This window comes from Methylobacterium sp. Ger2507 (assembly GCF_055231875.1).
In genome coordinates, this window is the sequence record NZ_JBUYVC010000001.1 from 4,898,405 (window position 1) to 4,917,026 (window position 18,622).

The following is an 18,622-nucleotide window of genomic DNA, read 5'->3' on the forward strand; positions in this document are numbered from 1 at the left end:
CAGCGCAGCGATGGGTTTTCCAGAATGCGTATGTCGATCACCAACACGGCAAGGGGCTTCAGGGCGGCGCCCGCGCAGGCCCGCGGCCTGCTCGCCGTGATGCTTCTGGCGGCCGGTCTCGGTGGGTGTGGAGGCGGCGCCGTGCCGCTCACCTTCGACCTCGCCGCTCTGCCCCCGAATGGACGCGTTGGCGGGACCGCGCGCTCGTTCGTCGTGACGGAGCCGACCGGCCTCCAGCCCTTCGAGGCGGATCGCATCATCGTGCGCGAGCCGGGCGGCGCCCTGTCGTTCCTGGGCGGCGGCCAATGGGCCGATCGCCTGCCACGCCTGATCCAGGCCCGCCTGATCCAGAGCCTGGAGAATTCGGGCCGTCTGAAATCGGTGAGCCGGCCCGGCGACAAGATCACGGCCGAGTATCAGCTGATCAGCGAGATCCGGGCCTTCGACATCGCCGCCGGTTCGGGCGAGGCCGTGGTCGACATCTCCGCCAAGATCATCGCCGAGGGCACTGGCAAGGTGGTGGCCGCCCGCATCTTCACTGCACGCCTGCCGGTGTCGAAGGTCGACGCGGCCAATGCGGCCGTCGGCCTCGATGCGGCCCTGGCCCGGGTGCTCGCCGATATGGTCGCCTGGGTGAATTCGGGACGCTGAGGCGATCTCGGCGCCTCGTCTTACGCCCGATCACTCCATCACGGCGGCCTTCATGATCACCACCATGATCGCCTTGCCGGGCTCGGGTCCGATGCAGCGGACCGTGTGGGGACGGTCGCAGCGATAGCGCAGGGTCTCGCCGGCGCGCGCCCGCTGGACGGTTCCGGCGACCTCCACCTCGAACTGTCCCGCCGTCACGGTCAGGGATTCCACCGAGCCGCGCTGGTGCGGATCGGAATCGAGCACGCCGCCGAAATCGGCCGCGACGTCGTACCATTGCAGCCACTCGACGGTCTTGATCCACCCGATGATGGCGAGGCGGACCTTGCCGTCGTCGGAGACCAGGATTGGCGTATCGGCCCGCGAGGTCTTCTCGATGAAGGGTTCCTCGTCGCTGGTCGCCAGAACCCGCTCGATCGACACGTCGAGGGCCTGGCTCAGGCGCCAGATCGTCGCCAGCGTCGGGTTGGTCTCGTTGCGCTCGATCTGGCTGATGATCGATTTCGCGACGCCGGATTGCTCGGCCAATTCGGACAGCGACAGGTTGTAGGCCTTGCGCAGGCGCTGGATCGTCTTGCCGAGCTGGCCCGAGAGCACTTGCGCACCGGTGAGGATATCACGCTGCCGCCCGCGCTCGGGCGTCGTCAACTGGTCGTCCATTGTCCCTGACTTCCGCGCACCCGTTCCGTTAACCGGACGCTTGTACGGTACTTCAAACGCAAACGGCGGGTCGGCGCAAGGGTCGCGCGAGGCTTCGGCTATCGCCATACCGCGTGGAAATGATGAACCGGGCCGTGCCCGTGTCCGATCGCGACCCCGTCCGCGGCCGCGATCGCGGCGGAGACGTAGCGCTTGGCCTCTGCGACCGCCTCCACCATCGACAGGCCGCGGGCGAGCCCCGCCGCCACGGCGGAGGACAGGGTGCAGCCGGTGCCGTGGGTATTTCGGGTCCGGATGCGCGGGGCCGCGAAGCGACGGAGCGTCCCGTCGGCGCCCATGAGGTGATCGACGCTCTCGTCACCGTCGCCGTGTCCACCCTTCACCAGGACGGCGCGGGCGCCCAGCGCCAGAAGGCGACGGCCCTGGGCGACGGCCGCGTTCTCGCTCGTCGCATCGGGCTCGGCGATCAGGGTCGCGGTCTCGGGCAGATTCGGCGTGACAAGGTCGGCCAGGGGAAGAAGGTGCCGGCGCAGGGCCTCCACCGCCGCCTCGGAGATCAGCCGGTCGCCGGAGGTGGCGACCATCACGGGGTCGAGGACGATCGGGATCGATCCCGCATGCCGGGCGAGACCGGCCGCCACCGCCTCGATGGTCGCGACCTGCGACAGCATGCCGATCTTCACCGCACCCACGGCGAGGTCCGAGAAGACGCTGTCGATCTGCGCCGCGACGAAGTCCGCCGGCACGTCGTGGATCGCCTGGACCCCGCGCGTGTTCTGCGCCGTCAGGGCGGTGATCACGCTGGCGCCGTAGACGCGCAGGGCCGCAAAGGTCTTGAGGTCGGCCTGGATGCCGGCGCCGCCGCTCGAATCCGATCCCGCGATGGTGACGGCAATGGGTGTCATGGTCTGTCCTCGGCGCCGGCGGAGCTTAGGCTGCCACGCCGCGGGCGGCGAGAGCGGAATCGACCCGGCTGCGAAGATGGCGGGCCTCGTCGGCGATGGACTCGCGCGCGAACAGGGCGGAAATGACCGCGATGCCATCGGCACCGGCCGCGATCACCGATGCCGCGTTGCCGGCGTCGATCCCCGCGATCGCGCCGAGCGGGAACGCGGCGCCGCGGGCGAGCCGAGCGCGAAACACGATGCGGGTGAGGCCGTCAAGGCCCACCGGGGCATCGGGATTGTCCTTGCTCGTCGTGGCGAAGACCCCGCCGATGCAGGCATAGTCGACGGGCAGGCGGTAGAGTTCGTCGGCCTGATTGCCGGTCTTCAGCGTCAGGCCGATCAGCGCGTCGCCCCCGAGCAGGCGGCGTGCGTCGGCCGGATGGAGGTCGCTCTGGCCGAGATGCACGCCTTCGACCCCGGCGGCGAGCGCCAGATCGATGCGGTCGTTGACGAGGAGCGGCACGCCCGAACCGGTGAGGGCCGCATGGATCGCACGGATGCGGCCCAGCGCCGCGCGCGCGTCCCCGATCGCCTTCTCCCGGTACTGGAGCAGGGTGCAGCCACCCTGCACCGCCTCAGCCGCCATCGCCGCCAGCCGCGAACCATCCAGCCCGGACACCCCCGTATCGAGAAGGCCGTAGAGGCGCAGGTCGACCGGCCGCCCCCGGCCGATGGCTTCGTCCCGTCCGATCACGCTGAGAGTCCTCGTTTCATCGCTCGATGCCGCATTGTAGGACCGGGACCGGATCATCGGAAGCTCTGGGGTCCCACCGCGATGCGGAGCCTTTCCGTCGCAGCTGGCGTTCAATCCTGCCTGACCTGGAGATGCATCCGCGCATGAGCCGAACCCAGAAGCAGAAGATGCTGGCCGGAGAGATCTACGACCCGGACGACGCGGAGCTTCACGCCGACGCTCATGCCTGCAAGGCGTGGATGCAGCGCTACAACGCGGCACTCGCCGAAACGCCCGCCATACGACGCGATCTCCTGCGCGAACGCCTCGCCGCCGTCGGTGAGGGCGCGGTGATCCGTCCGCCGTTCCACTGCGATTACGGGCTGCACATCAGCCTCGGCGCGCATGTGTTTCTCAATTTCGGCTGCGTCATCCTGGATTGCGCGCCCGTTAGCATCGGCGACCGCACGCAGATCGGTCCCGGTGTCCAGATCCTCACGCCCGATCACCCGCGGGAGCCGGGTCCGCGTGAAGCCGGCCTGGAGTTCGCCCGGCCGATCCGGATCGGTCGCAACGTCTGGATCGGCGGCGGCGCGATCATCCTGCCGGGGATCACGGTGGGCGACCACGCCATCGTCGGGGCCGGCAGCGTGGTGACCCGCGACGTCGCGCCGGGTGCGACCGTCGTCGGGAACCCGGCCCGCGCGCTCCCCGGCCCTCAGGGCTGAATCCTGTCCTCGAAGGCCGGTCACGCAGGGACCGCCCGTCCGCGGTCGATTTTCCACGTTCATCACGCGTCCCCGATATGCGATGAGCACTGCGGACCAATCGGATCGGGCGAGGATCGGACGGCGTGACCACGGCGGAGGAGACCCAGCGGCACCAGGAGGGGGCTCTTTCCAATCCGTCGGCCGTGGGACTGGTGGCCGTCATCATCGCGGCCACCGATGGCGAACCGCGCGCCCTCACCGTCCAGGTCGGCGGGCAGGCGAAGGGCCGCTCCGATGGGCTGCCGGCGGGGCCGCTCGTGCCGGAACACCCGACTTTGGAGCGTGGCCTGCGGGCCTGGGTCGAGCGGCAGACGCATCAGCGGCTCGGCTATGTCGAGCAACTCTACACCTTCGGAGACCGCGACCGGCAGGGGGACGATGCCGGGGGACTGCACTCGCTCTCGGTCGCCTATCTCGCCCTGGTGCGCGAGGTCCGCCCCGGGGGCCTGGCCGAGGCGTCCTGGCGGAACTGGTACCGCTACCTGCCGTGGGAGGATTGGCGGGAGGGCCGTCCCGAATCGCTCGGCGAAATCGAGGCCAAGCTCCTGGCCTGGATGGAAACGGCCACCGATCCGAAGTTGCGCCGCCGGCGCGAGGACCGGCTCGCCCTGACCTTCGGGCTGTGCGGCGGCACCTGGAACGAAGAGCGCGTGCTGGAGCGCTACGAACTCCTGTTCGAGGCCGGGCTGATCCCGGAAGCCCAGGGCCAGTCCGGCGAGGCGCAGGACGGGGACCGGAGAACGACGGGCCAGCCCATGGCCCTCGATCATCGCCGGGTGCTGGCCACGGCCATCGGGCGCTTGCGCGGCAAGATCAAGTATCGACCCGTGGTGTTCGAGCTGATGCCGCCCACCTTCACCCTGTTCCAGCTTCAACGGACCGTCGAGGCCCTGTCCGGCACGAACCTGCACAAGCAGAATTTCCGACGGCTCGTGGCCCAGCAGGGACTCGTCGAAGAGACGGACGCGATCAACAGCGGGGCGACCGGTCGACCCGCCCGATTGGTGCGCTTCCGGAGGGAAGTCCTGCTCGAACGCCCCGCCCCCGGGTTCCGTCTACGCGCGGTTCGTCGCCCCGCCTGACCCCCGACAGGCCGCAATGACATTTGCAGTGCAGCGTCATTTTCGCGCCGCAAAAACGTTATGCTCAAACCCTGCATATCTGGACAACGGGTCCGGCGCCGCCTACGTTAGTCGGCACAATGCTCAGATTGAGCATAAGTGAGGACGCGCAATGGCAGCGACCAGTTTCCCGATCACGCCGACTTTCCAGGGGCTTCCTGGGAGCCAGGGCGTTCCTGCGAATCAACCTCTCCCCGCCGGCTTCCCACTGCCGGACATCTACGCCCGCGTGAGCCGTCATATCCCGGCGATCGAGTGGCCGGCCCTGGCCGAGGATGTCGCCGCGATCCTCGAACTGAAGAAGACCCGCAACGCCGTCATCCTGGCCCACAACTATCAGGCGCCGGAGATCTTCCACACGGTGTCCGACATCGTCGGCGACAGCCTGGCGCTCGCCCGCGAGGCGGTGACGGTCGACGCCGACGTGATCGTGCTCGCCGGTGTGCACTTCATGGCGGAGACGGCCAAGCTTCTGAACCCCGGCAAGACCGTCCTCATTCCCGATACGCGCGCCGGCTGCTCGCTGGCCGATTCGATCACGGCAGCCGATGTGCGCGGCCTCCGAGCCCAGTACCCCGGCGTTCCGATCGTGACCTACGTCAACACCTCGGCGGCCGTGAAGGCGGAATCCGACCTGTGCTGCACCTCCGGCAACGCGGTCGAGGTGGTGCGCTCGCTGAACGCACCGCGCGTGCTGATGATCCCGGACGAGTTCCTGGCCCAGAACGTCCAGGCGATGGTGCCCGAGATCGAGATTCTGACCTGGGCCGGCCATTGCGAGGTGCACGAGCAGTTCACGCCCGCCGACATCCGCGAGGTGCGCGAAAGCTATCCGGGCGTCACCGTCATCACCCACCCGGAATGCCCGCCCGAGGTCGTCGCCGAGGCTGATTTCTCCGGCTCCACCGCGATGATGATGAACTTCGTGCTGGAAAAGCGCCCCAAGCAGGTGGTGCTCGTGACCGAGTGCTCGATGGGCGACAACATCGCGGCGGCCAATCCCGACATCGAGTTCATCAAGCCCTGCAACCTGTGTCCGCACATGAAGCGCATGAGCCTCAAGAACATCCGCCACGCCCTGGAGACCATGACGCACGAGGTCACGGTGGAGCCCGAACTCGCCGAGCGCGCCCGGATGGCGGTGGAACGCATGCTCGCGGTGCGGACGCGATGAACGCGCACGCCCCGTTCTCCTTCACGCTGCCGGCCTCGGACCGGATCATCGTGGTCGGCGCCGGGATCGCCGGTCTCGCCACGGCGCTGCGCCTCGCGCCGCGCCCCGTCACGCTCGTCACCGCCGCTCCCCTGGGGATCGGCACCGCGACGGGCTGGGCCCAGGGGGGCATCGCCGCCGCCATGGGCGATGACGACGCGCCGGCTCTCCATGCGGCGGATACGGTCGCGGCGGGCGCCGGACTGACGGAATCCGACGTGGCTCTGCGCGTGGCCGCCGCCGGCCCCGGCCTGATCGACTGGCTGGTCGCACTGGCGGCGCCGTTCGATCGGGATGCCGCCGGTGCCCTCGCCCTCGGACTCGAAGCGGCCCATTCCCGGCGCCGCATCGTGCGGGCGGGTGGCGATTCCACCGGTCGGATCGTGCTCGAGACGCTGGTGCGCACGGTCGGCCGGACAGCGTCCATCTCCGTCCTGGCGGCCTCGGCCCGCGATCTGATGCGGGATTCGTCCGGGGCCGTGGCCGGTGTGATCTGCGAACGCGACGGCGCGCGTTTCGCCCTGCCGGGACGCGCCGTGGTTCTGGCGACCGGCGGCGTCGGCGCGCTTTATGCCTCGACCACCAATCCACGGGGAGCCACCGGGCGCGGCCTCGCCCTGGCGGCCCGGGCCGGGGCGATCCTGCGCGACATGGAGTTCGTGCAGTTCCACCCCACCGCCATCGCCACCGGCGCCGATCCCATGCCGTTGGCGACGGAAGCCCTGCGCGGCGAAGGCGCCAGCCTGATCGACGAGACCGGCGCGCCCGTAATGGCGGGTATCGCCGGCGGCGATCTCGCGCCCCGGGACGTCGTGGCACGCGGGATCTTCCAGGCCCTGGCCCGCGGCGCCCGGGTGTTCCTCGATTGCCGGGGCGATCTCGGTGCCCGGATGCCGCTGCGGTTCCCCACCGTGGCCGGCCTCTGTGCCGAGGCCGGAATCGACCCGCGGACACAAGCGATCCCGGTCCGACCGGCCGCCCACTACCATATGGGCGGCGTGAAGGTGGACGGCAGCGGAGCCAGCACCGTACCGGGACTGTTCGCCTGCGGCGAGGTCGCCTCGACGGGGCTGCACGGCTCCAATCGCCTCGCCAGCAACTCCCTCCTCGAAGCGATGGCGTTCGCGCCGTGGATCGCCGAGGCGGTCTCCGGTGTGGCGGCGCCGGGTTATGCCCGCGCCGAACCGATGGAGCGGCGTGTCGACTCGGATCGCGAGGCTCTGCGCCGCATCCTGGAGCGTCAGGCCGGCGTGGTGCGCGACGCGGACGGGCTCACCGAGGCGGTCCGCCATCTTGCGCCAGCGGCCAGGGCCGGTTGCGACGCGGCCCTGACGGGCCTCGCGATCGCGGCTTCCGCCTTGTCGCGGCGGGAGAGCCGCGGCGCGCATTGGCGCAGCGATCATCCCCAGCAGATGGCGCCGGCGCACACGGAGATGTCGTTGTCGGACCTCTGGACGATGGCGGACGCCCTCGAACCGGGCCGGGACGTCGTCGCCGCCTGACACCGGCGCGCTCCGCCCTGCCACGACGCGGCGGTCGCGCGCCTCGTTCCCCTCTTCGGAAGCTGGATCATGCCCGACCGCACCAACGCCGACCGCACCAACCTCGTGCCCCTGCCCCACATCATGGTGGAGCCCATCGTCCGGGCGGCCCTGCTCGAAGACCTCGGCCGGGCGGGGGACATCACCACGGACGCGATCGTCCCGTCCAGCGCGCGGCTGGAAGGCGTCATCGCGGCGCGCCAGGATGGCGTCATCTCCGGCGTCGATGCGGCGACGATCGCCTTCGGGCTGATCGATCCGAGCGTATCGGTCAGCGTCGAGCGCGGCGACGGCGCCCGGGTGAAGCCGGGCGATGTGGTGATCCGCCTCGCCGGGCCGGCCCGGGCCATCCTGACGGCGGAACGGGTCGCCCTGAACCTCCTGTGCCGGATGTCGGGTGTCGCCACCGCCACCGCGTCGCTCGTCGAGGCGGCCCGCCCCCACGGCAAGGCGCGCATCGTCTGCACCCGTAAGACCACGCCGGGGCTGCGGGCGCTGGAGAAGCACGCAGTCCGCGCCGGGGGCGGCTCCAACCACCGCTACGGCCTCGACGATGCGGTGCTGATCAAGGACAATCACGTGGCGGTGGCCGGCGGGATCGTCCCGGCCATCGAGCGGGCGCGGGCCTATGCGGGCCATCTGGTCAAGATCGAGGTCGAGGTCGACACCCTGGAACAGTTGGCCCAGGCGCTCTCGGTCGGCGCCGATGCGGTGCTCCTCGACAACATGACGCCGCAGCAACTGGCCGAGGCCGTGGCGATGATCGACGGGCGGGCCATCGCCGAGGCGTCCGGCCGGATCAACCGCGACACCGTCGGGGCTGTCGCGGCGTCGGGCGTCGACCTGATCTCCTGCGGCTGGATCACCCACAGCGCACCGATCATCGATCTGGGCCTGGACGCCGCCTGAGCCACCTCGCGCAGCAGCAACGACGCCACGGTGTTGCCATGAAATCACGACGCGCGCGCAAGCGTCGTTGCGGTGCGAATAGAGCTTGGCTTTGAAGCGTGAGCGTTTACGTCTTGGGCACACTTCGCGCCGTAGCGTGCGTCAAGTTTTCCAGATCGTTTCCATAGATTTCGTTCGCCTTCGAGAGGCTCCGATGCGCCGTTTCGCCCCCGCCCTGACCGGGCTCGTCTGCGCGCTGGGCGCGTGGGCGTCGCCCGCTGCCGCCTACGAGATCGACCCCCTGACCCGGCAGCCGCTCGACAACGCCCTGGTGATCCGGGTGCGTCCACAGAACGAGCCCGTCGCCCTGCCGACCGCCAACGCCTCCCTGCCTGCCGACCCGATGAGCCCGGCTTCGGCGGTGCCGCAGATGTCGGCCATCCAGCGCGAGGAAGTCGCCTTCGCCGGCAGCTACGCGCCCGGCACCATCGTGGTCTCCACTGCCGAGCGCCGCCTGTACTACGTGCTGGGTGACGGCAAGGCCCTGCGCTACGGCGTCGGCGTCGGTCGTCCGGGCTTCACCTGGGGTGGCGTTCAGACCATCACGATGAAGCGCGAGTGGCCGGATTGGCGCCCGCCGTCGGAGATGCTGCGTCGCCGCCCCGATCTGCCGCGCTTCATGAAGGGCGGCATCGAGAACCCGCTCGGCGCCCGCGCCATGTATCTCGGCAACTCGATCTACCGCATCCACGGCTCGAACGAGCCGGAGACCATCGGCACCGCCGTGTCGTCGGGCTGCATCCGCATGACCAACGACGACGTGGCCGACCTCTACACCCGCGCCAAGGTCGGCGCGAAGGTCATCGTCCAGCGCTGATCGACTCCGGTCGTCAGCGACCTTTCACGGGCTCGGTGGAACGAGGGGTCGGCGGAAACGCCGGCCCCTGTTTCGTTCACGCGCCGGCCCAGCCTATTTCGAGACCGCGAAGAAGCGCGACAGGAGCCAGAGCGGCACCACCACCACCGCTCCGGCCAGGATCCAGCGTCCGAAATCGTGGAAGGTGTCGAGCCCGAGGTCGATCAGGCGGCGCATCGCGTCGTAGGCGTGCCAGAACAGCAGGCCGGGCGTGACGCCGAGCATCGCCATCACGGCACCGACCAGGACGGACAGGAACAGCAGCTTCAGGAATACGGCCGCCGGTGAGCCGCCGAGGAAGCGCCGCACAGCCGAGCGTCGGTCGTGCGCCGGGAAAGGCGCGCCGGCATAGGGTTGCCCCGGATAGGGCGGCGGGCGCCGTGGATCGTGGTCGAGGGTCATGCGGTCTGTCCTGAGACGGGGCTGTGCCGCCTGTCCAACGCGGGGAAGCCGGCGGAACCGTGACGGAAGCGACACAGGTCCGACGAAACCCATCGCGTATGCGCGCGTTAGGCGGTTTCGCACATGGGATGGATGGCACCGCTCCATGCACGGTCCCATCTTACGATCAGATTTTCGCCCTACCGACTGACGCGTCAATGAAACGAACCGATTCATGATCGACCACGCCCTGTTCGATCCGGCGATGATCGATCCCGAGACCAAGCGTCTCAACGAGGAGATCGTGGCGGCGCATGCGGCGCAGGCCGATCCCTGGACGATCCCGATCACCGAGGTCCGCGCCCGCCGCCGCCAGGGCACCCAGGCCTCTCCGGCCATGCCCCGCAGCGCCCGGGCCGAAATTCTAACCATCGACGGACCGGCGGGACCCCTGGCGCTGCGCGTCATCCGCCCCGATCCGAAGAAGTGGACGAAGCTGCGCGGCGCCTACCTGCACATCCATCGCGGCGGGTGGGTGTGGGGCTCGGCCGACGAGCAGGACCCGTGGCTCGAGCGCATCGCCGACGTGTGCGGCTTCGTCTGCCTGTCGGTGGAATATCGCCTGGCGCCGGAACACCCGTACCCGGCGGCCCTGGAGGATTGCGAGGCGGCCGCCCTGTGGCTGGCCGGCCCGGGCCGCGCCGAGTTCGGCGTCAATGCGCTGACCGTCGGCGGCGAGTCCGCCGGCGCGCAACTCGCCGTGATGGTGCTGCTGCGCCTGCGGGACCGGCACGGGCTGCCGCGCGCCTTTCGGGGTGCCAACCTCAACGCGGGCTTCTTCGATCTCGGGCTGACCCCGAGCGTGCGCAACTGGGGCGACCAGCGCCTGGTGGTGAACACCGAAGACCTGACCCGCTTCGCCGACGTCTACGTCCGCGACGGCATCGATCGGCGTCGACCCGACGTGTCGCCGGTCTATGCGGACCTGAAGGGCCTGCCGCCGGCGCTGTTCACGGTGGGCACCCACGATCCGCTCCTCGACGACACGCTCTACATGTCAGCGCGCTGGGCCGCGGCCGGCAATGGCGGGCACACGGCGATCTATGCCGGCGGATGCCACGTCTTCGTCCGGTATCCGGGGGCCATGACGGAGCGCGCCCTCGAACTGATCGACCGCTTCCTGATGGCCCTGGCCTGAGCAAGCCCCCGGCTAGGTCCCTGCTTCCGCAGCGCTTCGCGACTTGGTTCGCATCGCGCGGCTGGACGCCGCGTCCGCACCAGCTCGACCTGCTCGACATCGTGCGGGGTGGGCGCTCGGCGCTCCTGGTGGCGCCGACCGGCGCGGGCAAGACCCTGGCGGGCTTCCTTCCGAGCCTGACCGCCCTGGCGGAGCGACCGCCTTCGGCCAAGCGGTCCGGATTGCACACGCTCTACATCTCGCCCCTCAAGGCGCTGGCGGTCGATATCGCGCGCAATCTCGACGCGCCGGTTGCCGAAATGGGGCTCGGCATCCAGGTCGAGACGCGAACCGGTGACACGCCTTCGCACAAGCGCACCCGGCAGATCGCGCGTCCGCCCGATATCCTGCTGACCACACCGGAACAGCTCGCCCTGCTGATCGCCCATCGCGAGGCGGCCGACCTGTTTGCCAATCTGTCCTGCGTCGTCCTCGACGAACTGCACGCCCTGGTGACCTCGAAGCGCGGGGATCTGCTGGCCCTCGCCCTGGCGCGGCTGCATCGGCTCAGTCCGGGCCTGACCGCTATCGGATTGTCCGCGACCGTGCGCGAGCCGGACGAGCTGCGTCGCTATCTGGTCCCGCAGGCGCCCAACCCTCCCCCCTCTGCGGGAGAGGGTGACCCACGGGTGGATTCGCGAGAGGGAAGCACCACCCCATCCGGAGGGATCAGCGCGGCCCCTCTCCCGGTCGCTCCGCGACCGCCCTGCCCCGGAAGGGAGGGCGGGTCACGGCCGGCCATGGCCGAACTGGTGGTCGTCAAGGGCGGCGCGGCGCCCGACCTGCGCATGCTCGACACGGGCCTGACCCTGCCGCTCGCCGGCCACACGGCCTGGCAGGCGATGCCCGCGATCTACGACCTCATCGGACAGCACAGGACCGTGCTGGTCTTCGTCAACACCCGGCTTCAGGCGGAGTACACCTTCCAGGAGTTGTGGCGGATCAACGAGGAGAACTATCCGATCGCTCTGCACCACGGCTCGCTCGATGCGACGCAACGCCGGCGAGTCGAGGCCGCCATGGCGGCCGGGCAGTTGCGGGCCATCGTCTGCACCGCCACCCTGGACCTCGGCATCGACTGGGGCGATGTCGACCTCGTGGTGAATATCGGCGCCCCGAAGGGCGCCAGCCGGATCATGCAGCGCATCGGCCGCGCCAATCACCGCATGGACGAGCCCTCCAAGGCCTACCTCGTGCCGGCGAACCGGTTCGAGATGCTGGAGTGCCAGGCGGCCCTCGACGCCGTGGAAGCGGCCGCCCAGGACACGCCGGATGCCCGCCTCGGCGCCCCGGACGTCCTGGCCCAGCACGTCCTCGGCATGGCCTGCGCCGACGCCTTCGATCCGGTCCGGCTCTACGAGGAGATCACCTCGGCCGCGCCCTACGCGACGTTGTCGTGGGAGGATTTCGAGGCAGTGGTCGATTACGTCGCCACCGGCGGCTACGCGTTGCGCGCCTATGAGCGCTTCGCCAAGATCCTGCGGGGGCCGGACGGCCTGTGGCGGGTGCGCGATGCCCGCATCGCCCAGCAGTACCGGATGAACGTCGGCACCATCGTCGAATCGGCCAAGGTCAAGGTCCGGTTGGCGCGCGGGGTGCGCGGCAAGCCCGGGGCGATCCTGCCGAAGGGCGGCCGGGTGCTGGGCGAGATCGAAGAGGACTTCGCCGACACCCTGACCCCGGGCGATACCTTCCTGTTCGCCGGCGAAGTCCTGCGCTTCGAGGGCCTCGCCGAGGACGAGGCGCTGGCGACCCGCGCCGGTCCCGGCACCGACCCCGCTATCCCGTCCTATGCCGGCGCCAAATTCCCGATCTCGACCTTCCTCGCCGACCGGGTCCGGGCGCTGATTGCCGATCCCTTGGAATGGGACCGTTTGCCGAAGCAGGTGGCCGATTATCTGGTGCAGCAGCGCAGCCGCTCGATCCTCCCGGGCGCGCGCGACCTGCTGGTCGAGACGTTTCCGCGGGCCGGGCGCTTCTATCTCACGGCCTTTCCGTTCGAGGGGCGACTGGCGCATCAGACGCTGGGCATGCTGCTGACCCGGCGCCTGGAGCGGGCGCGGATGCGGCCCCTCGGCTTTGCCGCCAACGATTACGGCATCGCGATCTGGCTCAACCGGGATGTCGGCGAGCGCATCGGGCGCGAAACCGATTTTCTCGAGGGTTTGTTCGCTGAGGACATGCTGGGCGACGACCTCGAAGCCTGGCTCGACGAATCCGCCATGATGAAGCGCACCTTCCGCCAATGCGCGGTCATCGCCGGTCTGATCGAGCGTCGCTATCCCGGCCAGGCCAAGACCGGACGCCAAGTCACGATGTCGACCGATCTGGTCTACGACGTGCTGCGCAAGCACCAGCCGGACCACCTTCTGCTCAGGGCCGCGCGCCAGGATGCGGCAACCGGACTCCTCGACGTGAAGCGCCTCGGTATGATGTTGAGGCGCATCCAGGGGCGAATCATCCACAAGGGACTCGATCGCGTTTCGCCGCTCTCCGTCTCCGTGATGCTCGAAATCGGGCGTGAACGGGTCTACGGCGAGGGCGCGGACGAGATCCTGGCCGAAGCCGAGGCGCAGTTGCTTGAAGAAGCGCTGGCTTGAGCGGGTGAGGCCCCCCTTCCCGAAGACAGAGGATGCGGTTTTGGCGCTCGGCCAGAGACTTGAGAAGACCACGAAGGCCCCCGGCCTGACCCTCGCCGGCGAAACCCTGGCCCTCGACCTCTGCGGCGGTCTCTGGCTCGCCGCTCACCGGACCCTGATCGTGTCCGATCTGCACCTGGAGAAGGGCTCGGCCTTCGCGGCTCGCTCGGGCCAGTTCCTGCCGCCCTACGACACCCGCGAAACCCTGGCGTGCCTGCACGAGGCGGTGGTCCGCCTCGATCCAGCCTGCGTCGTGGCGCTCGGCGATTCCTTCCACGATGCGCGCGGCCCCGAGCGGATGGAGCCCGGCGACCGCGCCATGGTGGCCGCGCTCCAGGACGGGCGCGACTGGGTCTGGATCGCCGGCAACCACGATCACGCGGTGAGCGAGGGCGTCGGCGGACGCTACGCCGAGACGCTGATTCTCGGCGGGCTGACCCTGCGTCACGAGCCGACCCCCGACGCGCCCGAGGGCGAGATCGCCGGGCATCTCCACCCCTGCGGCAAGGTCGCGATGCGCGGCCAGGCGGTGCGCCGCCGCTGCTTCGTCACCGATGGCCGTCGCATGATCATGCCGGCCTTCGGCGCCTACGCGGGCGGTCTCAACGTCCGCAACCCGATCTTCGAGCCGCTGTTTCCCGCCGGCTTCACCGCCCATCTCCTCGGCGACGGCCGCGTCTTCGCCATCGGCAAGGCGATGCTCAGCAAGGATTGAGGCGGGGGCCGGTCGATCAGGCCGCGATCAGCAGCGACGCGCCAGCGACGCCCGACAGGACGAGGCGCAGGCGCCCGAGCCAGACCGGGACCAGGCCGCGGCGGGGCAAGTCCTGGTCGACGAAGCCCCAGGCCAGGACCAGGATACCGAGGATGCGCAGGTCCCAGGGGGCCGGTGCGGCCAAGGCCGCCCAGGCGATCAGCGAGGGCAGGATGGCGATGGCATAGTCGGCGCTGCCGGAATTCCGTGCGGCGGCCGCTCCCCAGCGGATGCCGCCGAGAAAGGACGCGATCACGGCGCCGTAGGTCGAGAGCACGAGGCGTGGGCTGAGGCCGATGGTGCTGAGACCGCCATCGGAGCCGCTGACCGAGAGCAGCGCGAACCCCAGGAAGGGAATCAGCCCGGCGATCCCCAGGATGAGGGCGGCCGGTGGGACCGACGTCAGGCGCGCCATCAGTTCTCCGCTCTTCCGAACGCCGCGACCGGCGGCATGTATTCCGGCATGGATATCTCCGGGATGGATGATTCCGGAGTGGATTTACCAGGATGGGAAAGCCGGGCCGGGTCTGGCGTGCAGCTCCGTCACCGGTCTCCTTTTAGAGGATCACCGACTTTTCAACGCCCGAAAAGCCCGGTTCGCTGCATTGCGAGACGGCGGCAGAAGCTCGCAGGCCCCCCGAACCCGGCACCGTGGCGTGCGCCCAGCGGCAGCCGGGCTGAAGCATGGGCTCGGAAGCGAGATGCAGCGTCAGGTCCGGCGGCCGGGCGGGATCGCCGTGGTCGGTGGCGGTGCTCCGAGAAGGCTCATGGTGTTCTCGGTCACGGCCGGCGCTGGAACGGCGTTGGCGCTCGGCTCCGGCACCTTCGCCTTGAAAGCCTCGGCCTGGGCGCGGGCGGCGGCCAGATCCTTCGGCTCCAGCTTGGCCGCCACGTCGTCACGCTTCTTCCCGGCGTCCTCGTCGCCCTGCGCCGCAGCGGCGGAGAACCAGAGGTAGGATTGGACCAGATCCTGCTGCACGCCCATGCCGCGGGCATAGAGCACCGCCAGATTGTACTGGCTGTCCCGCAGGCCGAATGCGGCGGCGCGCTTGAACCAGCCGGATGCGGTGGCGAAGTCGGGCTTGCCCGCCGCAGCGGGGTTCTCGGCGTGAATGACCGCGAGGTTGTGCATGGCGCGGGCGTTGCCGAGGTCCGCCGCTCGCCCGTACCAGAGTTTCGCCTGTGCGAGGTCGCGGGTAACGCCGATCCCCTTCTCGTAGAGGTTTCCAAGCTTGTACTGGGCCGGCGCGAAGCCGCTCGCGGCCACCTGCTCGTAGATCTTCCCGGCCAGAACCGGGTTGCGCACCATGCCGCGGCCCTCGCTGGCCCGGCTGGCGAGATCGTAGGCGGCAGCCGTATCGCCCTCGAGGGCGGCCTGGCGCAGCTTGCTCAGGGTTGCCGGAACGACGCCGAGCTCGGAGGACAGGGTTGCCATGGAGGCGACGCGCGGCAGCGGGGGGCGGGCCGCGCCCGGTCCGATCGGGCTCGCGGGCTTGGCGCCGGAACTCTCGGGGGACGCTCGACTGTCGCCGAGGGATTGCGTGGTCTGGGGATCGGGGATCGCCGCCGCCGTGCCCTGGCCGTCCTGCGGCTTCGATGCGGCCGCCACCCCATCGGCGTTGACCGCGCCCTGCGTGGTCTTCGCGGCAACGCCGGCGGGGCCACCCTGGGGTGTGGATACGGCCGCGACGGGCTCGCCCGCGAGCTGATCGGTGCCGGCGGTCTTCTTGGCGGTCAGGGCCTGGAGGGCGCCGAGCAGCAACACCACGGCGGCCAGTCCAAGCAGGAGCGGCTTGCGGCGGCGGTCGATGCCGCTGCGGAAGCGCGCGAGACGGCCGCGCGGATCGGAGGCCTGGGTGTTGTCCCGCTGCGCCTGAGCCGCCGAGATTGCGGACTGTCCCGAAGCCTCGGCCTGGGCGGCCTGGGCGGCCCGCCGGGCCGCGGCGATGAAGCTGGTCTTGATGTCGCTGTCGCCGGCGCTCTGAGCCTCGTCGGTGCCGAGCCGATCGGCGGGGCGCTCGCGGCCCGGACGTCCCGCTCCCGGCTCCAGCGGCAGGTCGGGACCGGCGGAGGCCGGGCGGCCGGCGCGCATCTCGGCCGGGCGCCGAACCGGTCTCGCCGCAGCGGCGGCGGCAAGGGTCTCGGTTGTTTCCGTGTCCGGCGCGTCCTTGCCCGAACGGGGGGCCGCGATCTCCGCATCCGTCGGGCCGACGCGGCCGACGAGACGCTCCAGAGCCGCGTAGACGCCGGTAAGCGTCGACTGCATCCGCTGCTCGGACGCGACCTGATGGGCGCGCAGGTCGGCGAGGCTGGCCCGCAGTAGGGCGACTTCGCCGGTTTCGGCCGCCGACCCCATGGTTTCGGCGACGGCATTGCGCGCTGCGCGCTCCACCGCGGCCTCGATCGGCGCCTCGGCCCGCAGGGCCGAGACCTGATCGAGCAGGTCGGTCATGGTCCGCTGAAGACCGGCGAGCGCCGGGTCTGCGTCGCGGGTGTCGATGCGTCCGGCCAGGGCCAGGACCTGCTGCTCCAGGGCGTCGAGGCCCTCGTCGCGCGGACCCTCGCTCGTGCCGATGCGATCGAGCTTGACGGTCAGCTCGTGGAGCATGCCGTGGATGGAGGCGAGATTCTCGTCCGGCATCGCGGGTCGGCGCAGGGTCGCCCCGAGATCTTCGAGGCGGCCGATCAGGTCGCCGACCGGGTTGATGCTGACCCGCTCGACCGTCTCGGCCAGGGCATCAATGCGATGAAGGATCGCGTCGGAATCATTGTACGACACCGTCTCGCCGCTGCCCCGGAGGGCATCGAGCTTGACGCTCATCTTCTTGATCTGCTCGCCGATGCCGGCATCCGACCGCGACCGGAGCCCGAGGCGGATCTCCTCCAGGAGCGGACGAAGCTCGGCAAGCCCCGTGGTCTCGCCCGGCATCCCCTCGTGGAGCTGGGAGATCTGGTTGCTGATCGACTGGAGGCCGACGGCGAGGCTCTGAATCCGCTCGAGCCCGGGCAGCGACCCGATCAGGCGGCGGATCTCGTCGAGTTCGCGGAACAGGCCGGCCAGCACATCCTGTTCGGCGAAGCCGGGAGCGACGCCGTCCATCTTGGCGGCCAGGCGCTCGACATCGGCAGCGACGCGGGCGTGGACGTTCTCGGCGACATCCTCGGCCAGGCGCTCGACCTGGGCCCGGATGGCCTCGATGGGGGCCGCGATGGCGGCGAGGTCGGACGGGGCCTGGACCTTCTGGACGTCGGCCGCGAGGGCGTGCATCGCCTTCTCGAGGGCGCCGACATCACGGCCGCTGGCGAGGCTTCCGATCGATTCACGCAGCCGCAGAGTCTCTGTCTGCAACTCGGCGATGGCGACGGAATCGACTGCAGCGTCGGAGCGGGGCTCGGGGGCGACGACCGGCGCGGATGCGACGACGCCACCGGCGAGTTCGCGCTGGCGCTGGCGGATCTCGCTGACCGCTTCGCGGACCTCGGTGACGGCCGGCCGGCCGCGACGGCCGAGGGGACGCGGCGTGGCGATCTGCTCGCCGAGTTCGTTCATCCGGCGCTCGATCGCGGCGAGGCGTTCGGCCATCGCGTCGCCCGGGGGACTACCGGTCTCGGCCGAAGCGATGCGGGGCTCCTCGGGCCGCGCGGGGGGCCAGTCCTGGATGTCCGGGGACGGCTTGGTCTCCGAGGCGATGCGCTGGTCGATGCCGTCGAGACGCCGCATCATCTCCGCGAGGGCCGCGTTCATGCCGGGGGGCGACGCCGGTGATTCCTCCGCCGGTGGAATCGGGTGCGGGCTGTCGACCGGTTCGGCCTGACGGGGCTTTTCGGGCGCCGGCACGTGGACAGAGGAAGGGATGGCTGACGGCGACGCGACGAGGGCGCCGGGTTCGACGATGGAGGCGATCCAAGTCTCGACCGGAACGCCCGCGCGGCGTGCGACGTCGCGCGCCGCCTCGAGAACGTCGGGATCGAAGCCTTCGAGGTTGAGCGTGGCGTTGCGTGTCATCGTCAAACCTGACTGGCGAAGTCCATGGCTCGATCCGCGAATGCTCCCGCCGCTGGAACCGACACGGCGGGTTAACGTCAGATCCATCATCCGTGACATTTGGTAGTCTTGGTAAACAGCCGGTTAAGATGCCGTCGATTGCGGGTTTACAGCCGGGGAACGCTACCGGCTCGCACTCCGCATCTGTGCGCGGCCCCGGCTCATGCCCATTGCACTCGTCAAAGA

16 protein-coding genes are annotated in these 18,622 nt (G+C 70.1%); 10 read left to right on the plus strand and 6 right to left on the minus strand.

The features are described 5' to 3' along the window. Window positions 1-30: 30 nt before the first annotated feature. Window positions 31-651, plus strand: a complete 621-nt coding sequence (locus tag ACV7NL_RS22620) for an ABC-type transport auxiliary lipoprotein family protein (RefSeq protein ID WP_056188488.1) — start codon at window positions 31-33, stop codon at window positions 649-651. A 30-nt stretch (window positions 652-681) separates the two neighbouring features. Here the strand turns inward: ACV7NL_RS22620 and ACV7NL_RS22625 are convergent, their stop codons facing one another. From ACV7NL_RS22625 to thiE, 3 genes are all read right to left on the minus strand, one after another. After that, on the minus strand, window positions 682-1,311 hold the full coding sequence (locus tag ACV7NL_RS22625) for a helix-turn-helix domain-containing protein (protein WP_056188490.1): 630 nt from the start codon (window positions 1,309-1,311) through the stop codon (window positions 682-684). 98 nt (window positions 1,312-1,409) lie between these two features. Next, window positions 1,410-2,216, minus strand: a complete 807-nt coding sequence (gene thiD / locus ACV7NL_RS22630) for a bifunctional hydroxymethylpyrimidine kinase/phosphomethylpyrimidine kinase (RefSeq protein ID WP_463356941.1) — start codon at window positions 2,214-2,216, stop codon at window positions 1,410-1,412. A gap of 25 nt (window positions 2,217-2,241) precedes the next feature. After that, window positions 2,242-2,952, minus strand: a complete 711-nt coding sequence (thiE, locus tag ACV7NL_RS22635; RefSeq protein ID WP_247636105.1) for a thiamine phosphate synthase — start codon at window positions 2,950-2,952, stop codon at window positions 2,242-2,244. 143 nt (window positions 2,953-3,095) lie between these two features. Between thiE and ACV7NL_RS22640 the strand changes: the two genes are divergently transcribed. The 6 genes from ACV7NL_RS22640 (at window position 3,096) to ACV7NL_RS22665 (ending at window position 9,341) form a co-directional block, all read left to right on the plus strand. Next, window positions 3,096-3,659, plus strand: coding sequence for a sugar O-acetyltransferase (locus tag ACV7NL_RS22640; RefSeq protein ID WP_056188496.1), 564 nt, complete (start codon window positions 3,096-3,098; stop codon window positions 3,657-3,659). A 125-nt stretch (window positions 3,660-3,784) separates the two neighbouring features. Beyond that, entirely contained in the window at window positions 3,785-4,783 is a 999-nt protein-coding gene (locus ACV7NL_RS22645) for an NUDIX hydrolase (protein ID WP_463356942.1), read from the plus strand. A gap of 151 nt (window positions 4,784-4,934) precedes the next feature. Further along, window positions 4,935-5,996: a quinolinate synthase NadA gene (nadA, locus tag ACV7NL_RS22650; RefSeq protein WP_463356943.1), complete on the plus strand. Its 1,062-nt coding sequence runs from the start codon at window positions 4,935-4,937 to the stop codon at window positions 5,994-5,996. Next, a complete protein-coding gene (locus tag ACV7NL_RS22655) occupies window positions 5,993-7,537 on the plus strand; it encodes an L-aspartate oxidase (RefSeq protein WP_463356944.1) in 1,545 nt (514 codons plus the stop codon). The genes nadA and ACV7NL_RS22655 overlap by 4 nt, the downstream gene beginning before the upstream one ends. Window positions 7,538-7,606: 69 nt before the next feature. Beyond that, window positions 7,607-8,485: a carboxylating nicotinate-nucleotide diphosphorylase gene (gene nadC / locus ACV7NL_RS22660; protein ID WP_056486572.1), complete on the plus strand. Its 879-nt coding sequence runs from the start codon at window positions 7,607-7,609 to the stop codon at window positions 8,483-8,485. Window positions 8,486-8,678: 193 nt separating this feature from the next. Continuing rightward, window positions 8,679-9,341 (plus strand): L,D-transpeptidase, encoded by a 663-nt coding sequence (locus ACV7NL_RS22665; protein ID WP_056188509.1) that lies wholly within the window; start codon window positions 8,679-8,681, stop codon window positions 9,339-9,341. 93 nt (window positions 9,342-9,434) lie between these two features. On the opposite strand, the gene ACV7NL_RS22670 is transcribed toward ACV7NL_RS22665, so the two are convergent. Then, window positions 9,435-9,782: a DUF6460 domain-containing protein gene (locus ACV7NL_RS22670; protein WP_056188512.1), complete on the minus strand. Its 348-nt coding sequence runs from the start codon at window positions 9,780-9,782 to the stop codon at window positions 9,435-9,437. Window positions 9,783-9,996: 214 nt separating this feature from the next. Between ACV7NL_RS22670 and ACV7NL_RS22675 the strand changes: the two genes are divergently transcribed. From ACV7NL_RS22675 to pdeM, 3 genes are all read left to right on the plus strand, one after another. Continuing rightward, the gene (locus ACV7NL_RS22675) at window positions 9,997-10,959 is read left to right on the plus strand and encodes an alpha/beta hydrolase (RefSeq protein ID WP_056188515.1); all 963 of its coding nucleotides are present in this window, start codon (window positions 9,997-9,999) and stop codon (window positions 10,957-10,959) included. 128 nt (window positions 10,960-11,087) lie between these two features. Beyond that, entirely contained in the window at window positions 11,088-13,598 is a 2,511-nt protein-coding gene (locus ACV7NL_RS22680) for a DEAD/DEAH box helicase (protein WP_463357199.1), read from the plus strand. A 40-nt stretch (window positions 13,599-13,638) separates the two neighbouring features. Beyond that, window positions 13,639-14,352 (plus strand): ligase-associated DNA damage response endonuclease PdeM, encoded by a 714-nt coding sequence (gene pdeM, locus ACV7NL_RS22685; RefSeq protein WP_463356945.1) that lies wholly within the window; start codon window positions 13,639-13,641, stop codon window positions 14,350-14,352. Between the two features lie 16 nt (window positions 14,353-14,368). Here pdeM and ACV7NL_RS22690 read toward each other — a convergent pair whose 3' ends face one another. Together ACV7NL_RS22690 and ACV7NL_RS22695 are read right to left on the minus strand one after the other, a co-directional pair. After that, window positions 14,369-14,806, minus strand: coding sequence for a DUF3429 domain-containing protein (locus ACV7NL_RS22690; RefSeq protein ID WP_056188523.1), 438 nt, complete (start codon window positions 14,804-14,806; stop codon window positions 14,369-14,371). Between the two features lie 294 nt (window positions 14,807-15,100). Continuing rightward, the gene (locus ACV7NL_RS22695; RefSeq protein ID WP_463356946.1) at window positions 15,101-18,397 is read right to left on the minus strand and encodes a hypothetical protein; all 3,297 of its coding nucleotides are present in this window, start codon (window positions 18,395-18,397) and stop codon (window positions 15,101-15,103) included. Window positions 18,398-18,622: the final 225 nt, after the last annotated feature.

Bases quoted from the DNA above. Each gene is read 5' to 3' on its own strand.
- ACV7NL_RS22620 (WP_056188488.1), top strand. From the start codon at position 31: ATGTCGATCACCAACACGGCAAGGGGCTTCAGGGCGGCGCCCGCGCAG.
- ACV7NL_RS22625 (WP_056188490.1), bottom strand. From the start codon at position 1,311: ATGGACGACCAGTTGACGACGCCCGAGCGCGGGCGGCAGCGTGATATC.
- thiD (WP_463356941.1), bottom strand. From the start codon at position 2,216: ATGACACCCATTGCCGTCACCATCGCGGGATCGGATTCGAGCGGCGGC.
- ACV7NL_RS22640 (WP_056188496.1), top strand. From the start codon at position 3,096: ATGAGCCGAACCCAGAAGCAGAAGATGCTGGCCGGAGAGATCTACGAC.
- nadA (WP_463356943.1), top strand. From the start codon at position 4,935: ATGGCAGCGACCAGTTTCCCGATCACGCCGACTTTCCAGGGGCTTCCT.
- ACV7NL_RS22655 (WP_463356944.1), top strand. From the start codon at position 5,993: ATGAACGCGCACGCCCCGTTCTCCTTCACGCTGCCGGCCTCGGACCGG.
- nadC (WP_056486572.1), top strand. From the start codon at position 7,607: ATGCCCGACCGCACCAACGCCGACCGCACCAACCTCGTGCCCCTGCCC.
- ACV7NL_RS22665 (WP_056188509.1), top strand. From the start codon at position 8,679: ATGCGCCGTTTCGCCCCCGCCCTGACCGGGCTCGTCTGCGCGCTGGGC.
- ACV7NL_RS22670 (WP_056188512.1), bottom strand. From the start codon at position 9,782: ATGACCCTCGACCACGATCCACGGCGCCCGCCGCCCTATCCGGGGCAA.
- ACV7NL_RS22675 (WP_056188515.1), top strand. From the start codon at position 9,997: ATGATCGACCACGCCCTGTTCGATCCGGCGATGATCGATCCCGAGACC.
- ACV7NL_RS22690 (WP_056188523.1), bottom strand. From the start codon at position 14,806: ATGGCGCGCCTGACGTCGGTCCCACCGGCCGCCCTCATCCTGGGGATC.
- ACV7NL_RS22695 (WP_463356946.1), bottom strand. From the start codon at position 18,397: ATGACACGCAACGCCACGCTCAACCTCGAAGGCTTCGATCCCGACGTT.